The sequence below is a fragment of the Cupriavidus sp. UME77 genome, from assembly GCF_014170355.1.
Classification (GTDB): domain Bacteria; phylum Pseudomonadota; class Gammaproteobacteria; order Burkholderiales; family Burkholderiaceae; genus Cupriavidus; species Cupriavidus basilensis.
On sequence record NZ_LZZU01000003.1, the window covers coordinates 1 to 14,165 of the forward strand.

10 protein-coding genes, 1 tRNA gene and 2 pseudogenes are annotated in these 14,165 nt (G+C 66.4%); 6 read left to right on the forward strand and 7 right to left on the reverse strand.

Annotated elements, in window-relative coordinates; all coding sequences use genetic code 11:
* Window positions 1-130: 130 nt before the first annotated feature.
* The 7 genes and pseudogenes from A9975_RS00750 to A9975_RS00780 all read right to left on the reverse strand — a co-directional run bounded on the left by A9975_RS00750 (window position 131) and on the right by A9975_RS00780 (window position 7,181).
* Window positions 131-206: transfer RNA gene (locus A9975_RS00750), tRNA-Met, on the reverse strand.
* A 123-nt stretch (window positions 207-329) separates the two neighbouring features.
* A complete protein-coding gene (locus A9975_RS00755) occupies window positions 330-1,082 on the reverse strand; it encodes an RES family NAD+ phosphorylase (RefSeq protein WP_183030961.1) in 753 nt (250 codons plus the stop codon).
* Window positions 1,042-1,431, reverse strand: a complete 390-nt coding sequence (locus A9975_RS00760) for an MbcA/ParS/Xre antitoxin family protein (protein WP_043345277.1) — start codon at window positions 1,429-1,431, stop codon at window positions 1,042-1,044. Before A9975_RS00760 ends, A9975_RS00755 begins: the two co-directional genes overlap by 41 nt.
* A gap of 202 nt (window positions 1,432-1,633) precedes the next feature.
* A complete protein-coding gene (boxA, locus tag A9975_RS00765) occupies window positions 1,634-2,872 on the reverse strand; it encodes a benzoyl-CoA 2,3-epoxidase subunit BoxA (protein WP_183030962.1) in 1,239 nt (412 codons plus the stop codon).
* Window positions 2,873-2,956: 84 nt separating this feature from the next.
* Window positions 2,957-4,381 (reverse strand): benzoyl-CoA 2,3-epoxidase subunit BoxB, encoded by a 1,425-nt coding sequence (gene boxB, locus A9975_RS00770; protein ID WP_183030963.1) that lies wholly within the window; start codon window positions 4,379-4,381, stop codon window positions 2,957-2,959.
* A 62-nt stretch (window positions 4,382-4,443) separates the two neighbouring features.
* A pseudogene (gene boxC / locus A9975_RS00775) lies at window positions 4,444-6,131 on the reverse strand (2,3-epoxybenzoyl-CoA dihydrolase).
* Between the two features lie 111 nt (window positions 6,132-6,242).
* A complete protein-coding gene (locus tag A9975_RS00780; protein ID WP_183030964.1) occupies window positions 6,243-7,181 on the reverse strand; it encodes a helix-turn-helix transcriptional regulator in 939 nt (312 codons plus the stop codon).
* A gap of 232 nt (window positions 7,182-7,413) precedes the next feature.
* Between A9975_RS00780 and A9975_RS00785 the strand changes: the two genes are divergently transcribed.
* The 6 genes and pseudogenes from A9975_RS00785 to A9975_RS00810 all read left to right on the forward strand — a co-directional run.
* Window positions 7,414-9,102, forward strand: a complete 1,689-nt coding sequence (locus tag A9975_RS00785) for a benzoate-CoA ligase family protein (protein ID WP_183030965.1) — start codon at window positions 7,414-7,416, stop codon at window positions 9,100-9,102.
* A 14-nt stretch (window positions 9,103-9,116) separates the two neighbouring features.
* Window positions 9,117-9,932: an alpha/beta fold hydrolase gene (locus A9975_RS00790; RefSeq protein ID WP_183030968.1), complete on the forward strand. Its 816-nt coding sequence runs from the start codon at window positions 9,117-9,119 to the stop codon at window positions 9,930-9,932.
* A 144-nt stretch (window positions 9,933-10,076) separates the two neighbouring features.
* Window positions 10,077-11,258, forward strand: a complete 1,182-nt coding sequence (locus A9975_RS00795; protein WP_183030966.1) for an ABC transporter substrate-binding protein — start codon at window positions 10,077-10,079, stop codon at window positions 11,256-11,258.
* 110 nt (window positions 11,259-11,368) lie between these two features.
* Window positions 11,369-12,235: a branched-chain amino acid ABC transporter permease gene (locus A9975_RS00800; protein WP_150987739.1), complete on the forward strand. Its 867-nt coding sequence runs from the start codon at window positions 11,369-11,371 to the stop codon at window positions 12,233-12,235.
* Between the two features lie 58 nt (window positions 12,236-12,293).
* A complete protein-coding gene (locus A9975_RS00805) occupies window positions 12,294-13,265 on the forward strand; it encodes a branched-chain amino acid ABC transporter permease (RefSeq protein WP_255502984.1) in 972 nt (323 codons plus the stop codon).
* Window positions 13,262-13,990: pseudogene (locus A9975_RS00810) on the forward strand (ABC transporter ATP-binding protein); the annotation flags it as partial. The gene A9975_RS00805 and the pseudogene A9975_RS00810, both read left to right, overlap by 4 nt.
* Window positions 13,991-14,165: the final 175 nt, after the last annotated feature.

Below are 14,165 nucleotides of genomic sequence, written 5' to 3' on the forward strand. Positions count from 1 at the left end.
GGATGCTAGTTTGGGGTGGGCTAGCGAGCGGGACCGCACCAAAGTCGAGCACCCGGCGCACAAAACAAAAAACGCCCGTATAGGGCGTTTTGCTTTGCTTCGACCGTGACTGCATTGGCATGCGGGCATTTGGTTGCGGGGGCAGGACTTGAACCTGCGACCTTCGGGTTATGAGCCCGACGAGCTGCCAACTGCTCCACCCCGCGTCCGTCGAAGAAAAAGATTGTAAGGCAAATCCTGCCGCAGTGCAACAGCCAATTGCGCCGGAATGGCGAAGGGCGCAAGAACTCGCCCCGATTAGGATTGCGGCCGCAATGGCACGCCGGGGTTCAGGCTGGGTCGGGGCTGGCCTTGCCGCGCTGCCAGACGCAGGACGCAAACTGGAAACTGTCCCGCTGCAGCAGGTCGTCGCGTTGCCAGATGACGCGGTCAGGCCGCACGGTCAGCATCCAGGTGGTGGTGGTACGTGGCTGCGGTTCGGCGAAGGCGCGCGGGGTCAGCAGTGCGGCGCAGGCGCCGTGCTCCGGGTCGCGCACCGAGGTGTAGCGGATCATGCCGAGGCCAGCTTCCCGGGCCGTGCGGGCCAGGGCCTGGCAAGCGTCATAGTGGTTGGGATCGGTCCACTTCGCTGCGTCTTCGGCAAAGGGCGGGGCGTCGAGCGCGATGCCGTCGGTGCGCACGCTGACCTGGAACAAGGTGTGGGGCCGGGCGTCGATGCGGGGCAGCGCCGGGCTGTCGAGCAGGAAGCGCCAGCGCCAGTAGCCCAGTTCCGCGCAGGCGGTGCGAATATCGTCCGCGCCGTAGAACACGCCAGGATCCTGCTCGGCGCGAAAGCGCGAGCCCCAGGGCGAGGGCGGGTAGCGAAAGGGCGTGAACAGAAGATAGTGCAGGTGGCGTGCGTCGGCGGGCACCGCGGGCTTGCCGGCGTCCAGCACGGCTTCCAGCACGGCCTGCTCCTCCAGGCTGTCGACCAGCGGCATCGTCGATACCACATGCTGAGCCTCAACCGCCCGCCAGAGCGTGAGCGCAAACGGCTTGCGCTCAGACGCGACCGCGGGTGGCATCCAGATAGTGAACGACACGTACCAGGCCCTCTGTTGTGCGGATCAGGTCGAGCGGCTTGCCACCCAACGCCAGGTTTTCGTTGGCCAGCCAGAGGCGGGCCTGGTCGCTGTGGCCGAGGATGGCGTCGAGCGAGCGGAACAGGCGCACGAACAGCACGCCGAACTCCCATTCCTTGCGATGCGCATCGAGCACATAGCCCCCGGAAGCCATTCGGGATACCGAAGCGGTGCTGATGCCCAGCACGTTGGCCACGCCTGCCTGGCTAATGCCAAGGAAGCCGGCTGCACGCATGACCGCCTTGGTGAGGGTGGTGCCGGGGTCCGGACTGCCGGCAGGAAGATGCTCCGGGACTTGCTTGGGTTGCATCGCCTCGCTCCTGTTTCTTCAGAAACATTATAGGTGGTTCGTTTCGTAAGGGAAGGAGGAAAACGCCATCTTTATCCGCATTGCTTGGTGGCCTCGCCCACTGCAGAATGCGCACTTGTCCTGTACATGACCTTCTGCGGCGCTCTGCGTTGCGAGGGCGTGGGGCGCAACGAAGCGAGGCCTTCCGCCGGATCAGTACGTCTCAGTACGTCTCGATATGCAGCCGTCCCTCTGTCTTCATGGCCGCTTCCAGTTCACCCCAGGCCAGCCCGGCGCTGGCGCAGACCTCTGCGAACGCAGCCAGCACCCCGTCTTCCATTCCCTTGAGGCCGCAGATGTAGACATGGCCGTGCGGATCCTTGAGCAGCGCCGCCACGCGGGCGCCGGCTTCGCGGATGGCGTCCTGCACATAGCGCCGGGGCTGGCCGGGATCGCGCGAGAAGGCGAGATGGATATCGAGGAAGCTCGGCGGCAGTTTCATCAACGGGCCGAAGTAGGGCAGTTCCCGCGCGTTGCGGGCGCCGAAGAACAACAGGCGCTGTCCGTCGAATTGCTCGACGTTGCGCCGCATGTGCTCGGTCATGGCGCGCATCGGGGCCGAGCCGGTGCCGGTGCAGATCATCATCACGCTGGCTTCGCGGTGGTTGGGCATCAGGAAGGTGGTGCCGAACGGGCCGACCACGCGCACTTCGTCGCCGCGCGCGAGATCGCACAGGAAGTTGGATGCCACGCCGCGCACCGGCTGCCCTTCATGATCCTGCTCGACGCGCTTCACGGTGAGCGCCAGGTTGTTGTAGCCCGGGCGCTCGCCGTCACGCGGGCTGGCGATCGAGTACATGCGGATGTAGTGCGGCTTGCCATTGGCGTCGGTGCCGGGCGGCACGATGCCGATGGCCTGGCCTTCCAGCACCGGGAAAAAGTGCTGCCCGAAATCCAGCACGATGTGATGCACATCGCTCGATGCGTCGTCGGCGGTCAGGCGGTAGTTGCCGGCCACGGTGGCGGTGACGGGGGCGCGCACGCCATGCAGGTTGACATACGGATGCGCCGCCGACCAGGGCGCCTTGGGCGAGGTATGCCGGCTGGTTTCCACCTGCTGGGTTTGCGGCTCCAGCCCGGTCTGCGGCGGCGAAGCCGGATCCGGCGCGGCATCGATCCCCGCGTCCGCCGGCAAGGGCAGGCTGGCGGGTAGCTCGTCCCATAGCAACTGCGCCTCGATCGGATAGGCCTCGCTTTTGAGCATCGTGCGCCAGTTGTCGATCGCGCCGGTGGGGCACGGGCCCAGGCAGGCGCCGCAGCCGTTGCACACATCGGCCCTGACCACGTAGTTGCGGTCGTCATGGGTGATCGCGTCGATCGGGCAGGTGTCTTCGCAGGTGTTGCAGCGGATGCAGATCTCGGGGTCGATCAGGTGCTGCTTGATGATGTCGGGGGCGCCCATCTCTTTGGTCTCCTTGGCGCGTGGCCGGTCTGTCGCCGGCGCTGCGCCGCATGTTGCCCGTGGGTCAGTCCGGGCTGGTCAGGGTCAGTTGAAGCGCACGTACTCGAAATCCATCGGCTGGCGGTTGACGCCCACCATCGGCGGAGCGATCCAGTTGGCGTACTTGCCGGGCTCGGTGACGCGGCCCATCAGCGAGGCCACGAAGGCGCGGTCCTCGTCGGTTGCCAGCCACTCGCGCTCGCCGGCCTGCCATTGCGCTTCGGTGAGCAGCTCGCCCGCTGGCGAGACATGGACGTTGGCCAGGCTGCCGATCTTGCGGTTGAACGCCTTGTGCGGCACCGTCATGCGCAACGCGATGCCGTGCTTTTCGATCACCTTGTTCCAGCGCGCCACGCCGCCGAGCGTGTCCTTGACGTAGTCGTCGCGCAGCACCTCGTTGAGCGCGTTGAGCATGGGCACCTCGCGCTCGCCCAGGCGGCCGTCGGTGACGTCGAGGATGCGGTACACCTCGCCCTTGAGCACGTGGTCGTCGCCACGCTTGCCTTCCTCGAAGCGGCCCTTGAGCCCGGCGCTGTAGAAGGTGGCGGCGTTGGACGACTGGTCGGCGCCGAACAGGTCGATGGTCACGCTGTAGTGGAAGTTGAGGTAGCGCTGGATGGTATCGAGATCGATCACGCCTGCGGCGCGCACGTCCGCGGGATCCTGGATATCGCGCTCGCGCATGACTTCGCAGGTGCGCTGGATCACGCGGGAGATGCCGGACTCGCCAACGAACATGTGGTGGGCTTCTTCGGTCAGCATGAAGCGCGTGGTGCGCGCCAGCGGGTCGAAGCTGGATTCGGCCAGCGCGCAGAGCTGGAACTTGCCGTCGCGGTCGGTGAAGTGGGTGAACATGAAGAAGGCCAGCCAGTCAGGCGTGCGCTCGTTGAAGGCGCCCAGGATGCGCGGGTTGTCCTCGTCGCCGGAGCGCCGCCCCAGCAGCGCCTCGGCCTCTTCCCGCCCGTCGCGCCCAAAATGGCGATGCAGCAGGTACACCATGGCCCACAAGTGGCGGCCTTCTTCCACATTGACCTGGAACAGGTTGCGCAGGTCGTAGAGCGAGGGGCAGGTCATGCCCAGGTGGCGTTGCTGCTCCACCGAGGCCGGCTCGGTGTCGCCCTGGGTGACGATGATGCGCCGCAGGTTGGCGCGATGCTCGCCCGGCACTTCCTGCCAGGCCGCTTCGCCCTTGTGCTCGCCGAAATGAATGCGGCGCGCCGGGTCGGCGGGCTGGAGGAAGATGCCCCAGCGATAGTCGGGCATCTTGACGTGGTCAAAGTGCGCCCAGCCGGAAGGATCGACCGAGACCGCCGTGCGCAGGTAGACATCGTGCTGGTGCGAGCCTTCGGGCCCCATGTCGCGCCACCAGTCGAGAAAGGCGGGCTGCCAGTGCTCGAGCGCGCGCTGCAGCGCGCGGTCGTCGGACAGGTTGACGTTGTTCGGGATCTTCTGGCTGTAGTCGATGCTCACGGGGTTGTCTCCTTGTCTTGTTTTTTGTTGCGTGGGCGGCTGGCCCAAATGGGCAGGCGGGCTCAGACGCGGTCCCAGTCGAAGCGGGCCTTGTTGCCCGAGCCGAACACCTTGAGCGCGCCTTGCTCGCCCACCGCGTTGGGCCGGTTGAAGATCCAGTTCTGCCAGGCGGTGAGGCGGCCGAAGATGCGGGTCTCCATGGTCTCCACCGGCCCGAAGCGCAGGTTGGCTTCGAGTCCCGTCAGGGCGTCCGGCGACAGGCTGGCGCGCTCCTCGATGGCAATGCGGATCTCGTCTTCCCAGTCGATGTCGTCGGGCGTGGCGGTGACGAGGCCGAGCGAGCCGGCGTTGATGGCATCGAGCGGTGCACCGATATGGTCCCGCACGGCCTGGATTGCCATCTCGTCCTGGTAGAAGCGCGCGGCCAGCCGGGTCAGTCCGTTGACGGCCGGATAGCGGCCGAAATTGGCGGCGCTGGCGAACACGCGCGGTGCATCGTCCGGCGCGTCGGGCAGGTGCAGCATGTAGCTGCGGTCGGCGGCCAGGGCCAGTTCCAGCAACGTGCCGGCAAAGCAGGAATCCGGCTCGATCAGCGCAAACAGCGTGCGCGACGACACCTCCAGGCGCGCCAGCGTGCGGCGCAGCATGCCGATGGTCTCGCGCACGAACCAGTGGCCGGCATGCGCATCCAGCAGCGCATCGGTGGCCAACACCTGATGGGGGTCGCCCTCGGTCTTGAGAATCCACATGCCGATATCGAGATGGTTGGCGCGCAGCGTGAGGATGGCGTCATCGAGCTCGCGCGCAGCGGCCACCAGTCGGCGCCGGCGGCAAGGATCGCGGCCAGCGCCTGCGGCTGGTGCTTGGCCGGACCGAAGACCGTCAGCGTGGCCTTGCGGGCATGTGGGTCGATATGCACCTGGACCGTGTCATAGCGGTAGCCGTGCGCCTCCTGGCGGCGCGACAGTGGTGTGAGCTTCACGCCATCGTGGCCGGCGGGGCGGTCGCTCTGCGCGGCCAGCGCGAGCGCGCGCTGTTGCACATGCTCTGCGAAGCGTGCCGGCTTGACCACGGCATCGACCAGCTTCCAGTCGTGCGCCCGCTGTCCGCGCACGCCCTCGGTGGTGGTGCAGAAGATGTCGGCGTGGTCGCGCCGCACCCGGCGCTTGTCGGTGATGCGCGTGAGCCCGCCGGTGCCAGGCAGCACGCCCAGCAGCGGCACTTCGGGCAGGCTGACGGCCGAGGAGCGGTCGTCGACCAGCACGATCTCGTCACAGGCCAGGGCCAGCTCATAGCCGCCGCCGGCGGTGGTGCCGTTGCAGGCCGCGATGAACTTCAGGCCAGAGTGGCGGCTGGCGTCCTCGATGCCATTGCGGGTTTCGTTGGTGAACTTGCAGAAGTTCACCTTCCAGGCGTGCGATGACTTGCCGAGCATGAAGATGTTGGCGCCTGAGCAGAAAATGCGGTCCTTGGCGCTGGTGAGGACCACGGTGCGCACTTCCGGGTGCTCGAAGCGGATGCGCTGCACGGCATCGTGCAGCTCGATGTCCACGCCGAGGTCGTAGGAGTTCAGCTTGAGGGCGTAGCCGGGGCGCAGGCCGCCGTCTTCGTCGACATCCATGGACAGCGTGGCCACCGGGCCCGCGAACGTCATTTTCCAGTGGCGGTACTGCGCGGGGTCGCGCTCAAAGGTGACGGGGGCTTGCTCAGTGGTGGTGGCTGTGGTGGTGGGAGTGGCCGGGGCGGACATCGTGGTCTCCTTTATGCATTATATTGTCGATCATCCCTTGGGATGAAATATAGTGCACAAAGCCGGCCGGCGCAATCCTTGCGCGATGCTCGGGCGCCAACCCGGTACCAATCACGCGCCGATGATTCGAAGATGGGCGCGCAAGGCCTGCAGGGAGGTGGTGGGGTCCTGGCCACTGGTGTCGATCGTCACGTCCGCGCGGGAGTAGAGCGGGCTGCGCGCCAGCAGGATCCGGCGCAAATCGTCCATGGCTTCACGGTTGCCTTCCATCGGGCGCATGTCGCCCTGCGCCACCACCCGTGCCATGTGTTCCTCGGGCGAGGTCTTTACCCAGACCGTGTAGCAGCGTGCCAGCAGCAGGTTGAACGTGGAGGGCTCCGAGACCAGGCTCCCGGGCGTGGCCAGCACCATGCGGTCGTTCTCGCGCAGCACGCGTTCAAGTGCGCGCATCTCGTAGCGGCGGTAGGCGGCCTGCCCATAGAGCGAGTGGATTTCGGCCAAGCTGGCGCCGGCCTCCTGCTCGATGACGCCGTTGAGCTCGACGAAGGGCACTTCCATGGCCGCGGCCAGCGCCCGCCCGAGCGTGGATTTGCCGGCGCCGCGCAGCCCGATCAGCGAAATGCGGCGATGGCGCGCGTCATGGGAGGCGGAGGGTGCCAGGGCGTGGTGGCAAGCCTCGCGCACGCGTGACAGGTCGGCCGCGGGCAGTTGCGCCAGCCACTGCACCAGCTGCGAGAATTCCGAGGCAGGCTGGCCACCAGCAGCGTGCTGGGTCTCCATCTCCGCCAGCACCACCGGCAGCGGCACATCCAGCGCGCGCGCCACCTGGCGCAGCAGCAGCACGGACGCATTGCCGGTGCCGGTCTCCAGGTTGGCGAGGTAGCGCTCGGACACCTCCGCCCCGCGTGCGAGGTCCTTGCGCGACATGCCGCGCGCCGCGCGCAGCGAGCGGATGCGCTCGCCGAGTTGCGTCAGGTAGGGATCGCGCTCGCCGGCAGGGCGGGCGTCGGAGGAGTCGGGGGCCAGCAGTGGGTCTGGGTCGCGGCGCATGGCGGGCGGGTTTGGATAGGGAAGGGTAGCGGTTGGGGCCAGGATCGGGGGTGCGATTATAAGGGACGCGACCCTCGTGTCATATAGTGCATTTCTCTGCTTGCATAATAGGTGATATGCAATAAAATGCATCGACAAATGCAGGTCAAGAAGAAAAACAAAAAATCACGACAAACCTGAATCCGTTCCCGCGGCGAAGTGTGACCCTGGGACGGCATCGAGGAGTGGAGACATGACGCCCCCCATTGCATCCCCGTCCCCGGCGGCCGATGCGACTCATGCTGCTACGGCGGCGGCCATTTCCGTACTGCCGGCCCGCTACAACGCCGCCGCCGACTTGCTGTCGCGCAACCTGGCGGCAGGCCGCGCCGACAAGATCGCCTATGTGGACGATGCCGGCCTGCTCAGCTTCGCCGCGCTGGACCAGCGCTGCCGGCGCTTCGCCGCCGCTTTGCTGCATGCCGGGATCCGCCCCGAGGAGCGCTTGCTGCTGTGCGCGCTGGACACCGTCGATTTCCCCACGGTGTTCCTCGGCTGCCTGCTCGCCGGCGTGGTGCCCGTGGCCGTCAACACGCTGCTGACCGTCGACGACTACGCTTACATGCTGGACCACAGCGGCGCGCGCGCGGCCGTGGTCTCGGCGCCGCTGGCCAGCGTCATGCGCGATGCCATCGGCAAAGCCGGCACCGCGCCCGCGCTGATCCTTGCCGCACCGGATGCCGGCAGTGCCGGCCCGGGGCCTAGCGTGGCCGAGATGGCCGGGCAGGGCATGCCGCTGGAAGGCGCTGCCGCCACGCGGCCGGACGACATCGCCTTCTGGCTGTATTCGTCCGGCTCCACGGGGCGTCCAAAGGGCACCGTGCACACGCATGGCAACCTGTTCCATACCGCCGATCTCTATGCGCGCCAGGTGCTTGGCCTGCGCGAAGACGATGTGGTTTTTTCGGCGGCGAAGCTGTTCTTCGCCTATGGCCTGGGCAATGCGCTGACGTTTCCGCTTGCCGTTGGTGCCACCACCGTGTTGATGGCCGAACGTCCCACGCCGCAAGCGGTGTTTCGCCGGCTGCGCGAACAGCGCCCGACGGTTTTCTGCGGCGTGCCCACGTTATATGCCGGCATGCTGGCCGCGAGCGACCTGCCGGGTCGGCCGGACGTTGCGCTGCGCGTTTGCACCTCGGCGGGCGAGGCGCTGCCCAAGGATATCGGCGATCGTTTCCGCGCGCATTTTGGCTGCGACATCCTCGACGGCATTGGCTCCACCGAGATGTTGCACATCTTCCTGTCGAACCGTCCCGGCGACGTGCGCTATGGCACCACCGGCAAGCCGGTGCCCGGATACGCGCTGAGGCTGCTGGATGAAGCGGGCCAGCCCTGCGCGCCGGGCGAGATCGGAGACCTCTTTATCAAGGGCCCGAGCGCCGCGCTGATGTACTGGGGCAACCGCGACAAGACCCGCGACACCTTCGTGGGCGAATGGACCCGCAGCGGCGACAAGTACCAGCAGGATGCGGATGGCTATTTCATCTACGCCGGGCGCAGCGACGATATGCTCAAGGTGGGCGGCATCTATGTATCGCCATTCGAGGTCGAGGCCGTGCTGGCCCTGCATCCGGCCGTGCTGGAGGCAGCGGTGATCGGCGTGGCCGATGCCGACGAACTGGTCAAGCCGAAAGCCTTCGTGGTGCTGCGCCCCGGGCAGTCCTGGCATGATGGCATGGCGGCCGAGTTGCAGGCGTTCGTCAAGTCGCGGCTGGCCCCGTATAAGTATCCGCGCCAGATCGAGTGCGTGGCTGAACTGCCGAAGACGGCCACCGGCAAGATCCAGCGCTTCCGGCTGCGCCAGCGTGAGCAGGCTGCGCACGCGGCCGCCGATGGCGCGGCTCCGGAGCCGGCAATCGTGCCAGCGACGACAGACCGATGATGAAGGGCAAGGGCATGCAAAGCGAATTGGTGGAAATTCCGTTTGATGGCCGCCGTATCCAGATCGAGATCCAGTGGCTGCGGCCGCAGCGGCAGGAGCGCCCGCTGGTGGTCTTCCTGCACGAGGGGCTGGGTTCGATCAGCATGTGGCGCGACTATCCCGCCGCGCTGTGCGAGGCTGGGGACTTTCGCGGGCTGGTGCTGTCGCGTTATGGCTATGGGCGCTCCACCCCGCGTCCCGCCCCGGAAAAGTGGGGCGTCGACTACATGCATCGCCAGGCGCGCGAGGCACTGCCGGCGCTGTTCGACACACTCGAGATCGGGCCGGGGCGCAAACGTGGCAAGCCCTGGCTGTTCGGCCACAGCGACGGCGGCTCGATCGCGCTGATACATGCCGCGAGTTTCCCTCAGGCGGTCGATGGCATCACCGTGCTGGCGCCGCACATCCTGGCGGAGGATATCTCGGTGAGCAGCATCCGGGCCGCCCGCGAGGCCTATCTGCAGACGGACCTGCGCAGCAAGCTGGCGCGCCATCACGACGATGTGGATTCCGCCTTCTGGGGTTGGAACGATATCTGGCTCGATCCCGCGTTCCGCGCCTTCGACCTGCATCCGCTGCTGTCGCAGATCCAATGTCCCGTGCTCGCGGTGCAAGGCGAGGACGACGAATACGGCACCATGGCGCAGATTGAGGGTATCCATCGATATGCGCCACAAACCGTCCTGCTTAAACTCCCGCGATGCGGCCACTCGCCTCACCGCGACCAGCCCGGGCCGTTGACGGACGCGGCAGTCAGGTTTATAACGGCACATACTTCATACCTAAAATAATTCCGCGCCCCCTGCGCGTTGGCCTGCAGTTCCCCCCGTCCGGCGGCTCGCGAGGTCCGCGAATGCCGCGCACGGATGGGAGTCCCGCAGGCTGGCGATGCCGGCCCAGGCGACGGAAGTCGGCTTGACCACCAGGAGACATCCATGCATCGCTTCACATCGCGCGGGCTGGCCCCCGCATGCCTAGCCATCGCTGCATCCCTTGCCTTTGCCGCGGGCGCCAATGCCCAGGGCACCGGCAAGATCAAGGTTGGCTTCATGCTGCCTTACACGGGCACCTATGCGTCGCTGGGCAACGCCATCGAGAATGGCTTCAAGATGTACGTGCAGGAGCAGGGCGGCAAGCTGGGCGGGCGTGAGATCGAGTACTTCAAGGTGGACGACGAGTCCGATCCGGCCAAGTCGCCGGAGAACGCCACCAAGCTGATCAAGCGCGACCAGGTCGACGTGGTGGTGGGCACGGTGCACTCGGGCGTGCAGATGGGCATCGTCAAGGTGGCCAAGGAAAACAACACGCTGCTGATCATTCCCAATGCGGGTGTGGATGAAGCCACCGGCCCGCTGTGCGGCCCCAATATCTTCCGCTCCTCGTTTTCGAACTGGCAGCCGGGCTACGCCATGGGCCATGTGCTGGCCGAGCGCGGCATGAAGAAGGTGGTCACGCTGACGTGGAAATACGCGGCCGGCGAGCAGTCGGTCAAGGGCTTCAAGGAAGCCTTCGAGGCCAAGGGCGGCAAGGTGGTGAAGGAGTTGAGCCTGCCGTTCCCCAACGTGGAATTCCAGGCGTTGATTACCGAGGTCGCATCGATCAAGCCCGATGCGGTCTTCGTGTTCTTCGCCGGCGGCGGCGCCGTGAAATTCGTCAAGGACTGGGCCGCGGCGGGCCTCAAGGACAAGATTCCGCTCTACGCGTCGGGCTTTCTCACCGACGGCACGCTGGAAGCACAGGGCGCCGCTGCGCAAGGCATCGAAACCACGCTGCACTATGCCGATGGCCTGCCCAACCCGCGCGACAAGAGCTTCCGCCTGGAATACGCCAAGGCCTACAAGCTGCAGCCCGACGTGTACGCCGTGCAGGGCTACGACGCCGCGCAGTTGCTGGCCGCAGGCGCCGGCGCGGTCAAGGGCGACATGAGCAAGAAGGCCGAGGTCATCAAGGCGATGGAGCAGACCAAGGTCGATAGCCCGCGGGGGACTTTCACGCTCTCGAAGGCCCACAATCCGGTGCAGGATTTCTACCTGCGCAAAGTCGATGGCCGGGAGAACAAGCTGGGCGCCGTTGCAGTGAAGGCGCTGGCCGATCCGGCGCGCGGCTGCCGGCTCTGAGCGGGTAAACGCCGTGGCCCGCCGCCGCCAGGGCGCCGTGCCAAAGTCCGGCCCGGCGCCAGCCGGGCCGCATACCGCAACCGAGTTGCCGCTTTGTCGCATGGATATCCATGGATATCGTTTCCTTCTTCATTCAATGCCTCAATAGCATCCAGTACGGCCTGCTGCTCTTTCTTGTCGCGAGCGGCCTGACGCTGATCTTCGGCATCATGGGCGTGATCAACCTCGCCCACGGCAGCTTCTACATGCTGGGCGCCTACCTGGCTTTCACGCTAGCCGGGCTGACCGGCAGCCTGCTGATCGCCATTCCGCTGGGCATCGTGCTGGCGGTGGCGTTCGGCTACGTGCTGGAGTGGGTGTTCTTCAGCTATCTCTACGAGCGCGAGCATCTGCAGCAGGTGCTGATGACCTACGGGCTGATCCTTGTGTTCGAGGAGCTGCGCAGCATCCTGGTGGACGACGACGTACATGGCGTGACCGTGCCGGCCATGCTCGACTGGGCTCTGCCGATCGGCAACGACATGACCTATCCGGTCTATCGCCTGTTTATCTCCGCGATCTGCCTGCTGGTGGCCGCTGCCATGTACCTGGTCATCCGCCGCACGCGCCTTGGCATGATGATCCGTGCCGGCGCCACCAATCGCGAGATGGTGCAGTCGCTGGGCATCAACGTCACGGTGCTGTACCGCTTCGTGTTTGCGCTGGGCGTGGCCCTGGCGGTGCTGGCCGGCATGATCGCCGCGCCGGTGTCCTCGGTCTATCCGGGCATGGGCAGCCAGGTGCTGATCGTGTGCTTCGTGGTGGTGGTGATCGGCGGCATCGGCTCGGTCAAGGGGGCCATGGTGGCCTCGCTGCTGCTGGGTTTCGTCGACACGTTCGGCAAGGTGTTCTGGCAGGAGGCCTCCGGCGTGCTGGTCTACCTGCTGATGGCACTCATCCTGCTCTGGAAACCCCAGGGCTTGTTCAAGGCGGGGTAGGGATATGCCGAGCGATACCAATGCATTGGAGGGGCCGGTGCGCGCGCGCAGCCAGCCCATGCCCTGGCTGGGCGGCCTGGGCTGGCTGGCCGTGTTTGCGGCGCTGGCGGTGCTGCCGCTACTGCTGAATGCGGATGGGCAGCGTTTTTACATCGAGCTGGTCAGCAAGGTCATGATCATGGCCATCTTTGCGCTGTCGCTGCAGTTGCTGATCGGCTACACCGGGCTGGTCAGCCTGGGCCATGCGGCTTACTTCGCCATGGCCGCCTACGCCACCGCGATGATGGCGCCGCAGGCCGGTCCGGGCAACGGCTGGCTTTTGCTGCTGGGCGCGCTTGGCGCGGCCGCGCTGCTGGCGCTGGTGGTGGGCGCGCTGGTGCTGCGCACGCGCGGCATCTATTTCATCATGGTCACGCTGGCCTTCGCGCAGATGGTGTATTTCGTTTTTCACGACACCAAGATCGCGGGCGGCAGCGACGGTACCTATATCTATTTCCGGCCGGAGTTCGGCTTGTTGGGGACGCACCCGTTCGACGTCAACGACGTCACGCATTTCTACTGGCTGGTGCTTGGCGCGCTGGTGCTCACGGTGGCCGGGCTGGCGGTGGTGCTGCGCTCGCGCTTCGGCCATGCGCTGGTGGGCATCAAGCATAACGAGCAGCGCATGCGCGCTGCCGGCTATGCCACCTATCGCTACCAGCTTGGCGCCTTCGTGGTGGCTGGCACCTTTGCCGGCCTGGCCGGCTACCTGTATGCCATCCAGTACGGCTTCGTCAATCCGGAGATCGCATCCTGGCACCAGTCCGGCAACGCCATGCTGATGGTGATCCTGGGCGGGGCCGGCAGCCTGGCGGGCGCGGTGCTGGGCGCCTTCTCCTTCGTCTTGCTCGCGGAGTGGTTCAGCACGCTGACCAAGCACTGGCAGTTGCTGATGGGCGGCTTTGTCATCCTGGCGGTGGCCTTGCTGCCGCATGGACTGATCAGCCTGGCCCGTGGTGCCGCGCGCCGGCGCCAAGGAGGATCACGATGAACGCACCTGCACCTGTAGTACCCGCGCCGGTCTTGTCGGCCCGCAAGCTGACTCGCCGCTTTGGAGGCCTCACCGCGGTCGGCGACGTGGACCTGGACCTGGCCTTGCACGAGATCCACGCGGTGATCGGCACCAATGGCGCGGGCAAGTCCACGCTGATCAATATGTTGTCGGGCGAGTTGCCGTCATCGTCTGGCGCGTTGCAATTGCAGGGGCGCGACGTGACCGGCTGGTCGCAGCCGCGCCTGGCGCGCGAAGGCGTGGGCCGTAGCTATCAGCGCAACAATATCTTCCTGCCGCTGACGGTGCGCGAGAACTGCCGCCTGGCGGCGCAGTCGCGCGCGCAGCGGGCCTGGCGGCTGTGGGAGGGCGCGCAGCGTTGCCGCACCAGCCGCGCGCTGGGCGACGAAGCCTTGGAATGCGCCGGCCTGGCAGGCTGCGCGGATACCGTTGCCACGGCGCTGTCGCATGGGCAGAAGCGCCAGCTCGAGGTGGCGATGTGCCTGGCTACCCAGCCCACCGTCCTGTTGCTGGATGAGCCTTTGGCCGGCATGGGCGCGGAGGAGTCGGCACGCATGCTTGCGCTGCTGCGTTCGCTGCGCGATGGCCACGCGGTGCTGCTGGTCGAGCACGACATGGAGGCGGTGTTCTCCGTTGCGGACCGGATCACGGTGATGGTCAACGGCACCGTGATCGCCTCGGGCGATCCCGATGCAATCCGCGTCCGCAACGGAGAACACCGCCTCCATGTCGTGCTCGACCAGCAGCACCGCGTGGCCATCGCGCAGCGAACGCAGCAGCGCAAGCATGCGTGCCGACTCCTCCGCGCCCATGCCGGCCAAAGGCTCATCCAGCAACAGGACGGTGGGCTGGGTAGCCAGGCACATCGCCACCTCGAGC

Bases quoted from the DNA above. Each gene is read 5' to 3' on its own strand.
- A9975_RS00760 (WP_043345277.1), bottom strand. From the start codon at position 1,431: ATGCAACCCAAGCAAGTCCCGGAGCATCTTCCTGCCGGCAGTCCGGAC.
- boxA (WP_183030962.1), bottom strand. From the start codon at position 2,872: ATGGGCGCCCCCGACATCATCAAGCAGCACCTGATCGACCCCGAGATC.
- A9975_RS00780 (WP_183030964.1), bottom strand. From the start codon at position 7,181: ATGCGCCGCGACCCAGACCCACTGCTGGCCCCCGACTCCTCCGACGCC.
- A9975_RS00785 (WP_183030965.1), top strand. From the start codon at position 7,414: ATGACGCCCCCCATTGCATCCCCGTCCCCGGCGGCCGATGCGACTCAT.
- A9975_RS00790 (WP_183030968.1), top strand. From the start codon at position 9,117: ATGCAAAGCGAATTGGTGGAAATTCCGTTTGATGGCCGCCGTATCCAG.
- A9975_RS00795 (WP_183030966.1), top strand. From the start codon at position 10,077: ATGCATCGCTTCACATCGCGCGGGCTGGCCCCCGCATGCCTAGCCATC.
- A9975_RS00800 (WP_150987739.1), top strand. From the start codon at position 11,369: ATGGATATCGTTTCCTTCTTCATTCAATGCCTCAATAGCATCCAGTAC.
- A9975_RS00805 (WP_255502984.1), top strand. From the start codon at position 12,294: ATGCCCTGGCTGGGCGGCCTGGGCTGGCTGGCCGTGTTTGCGGCGCTG.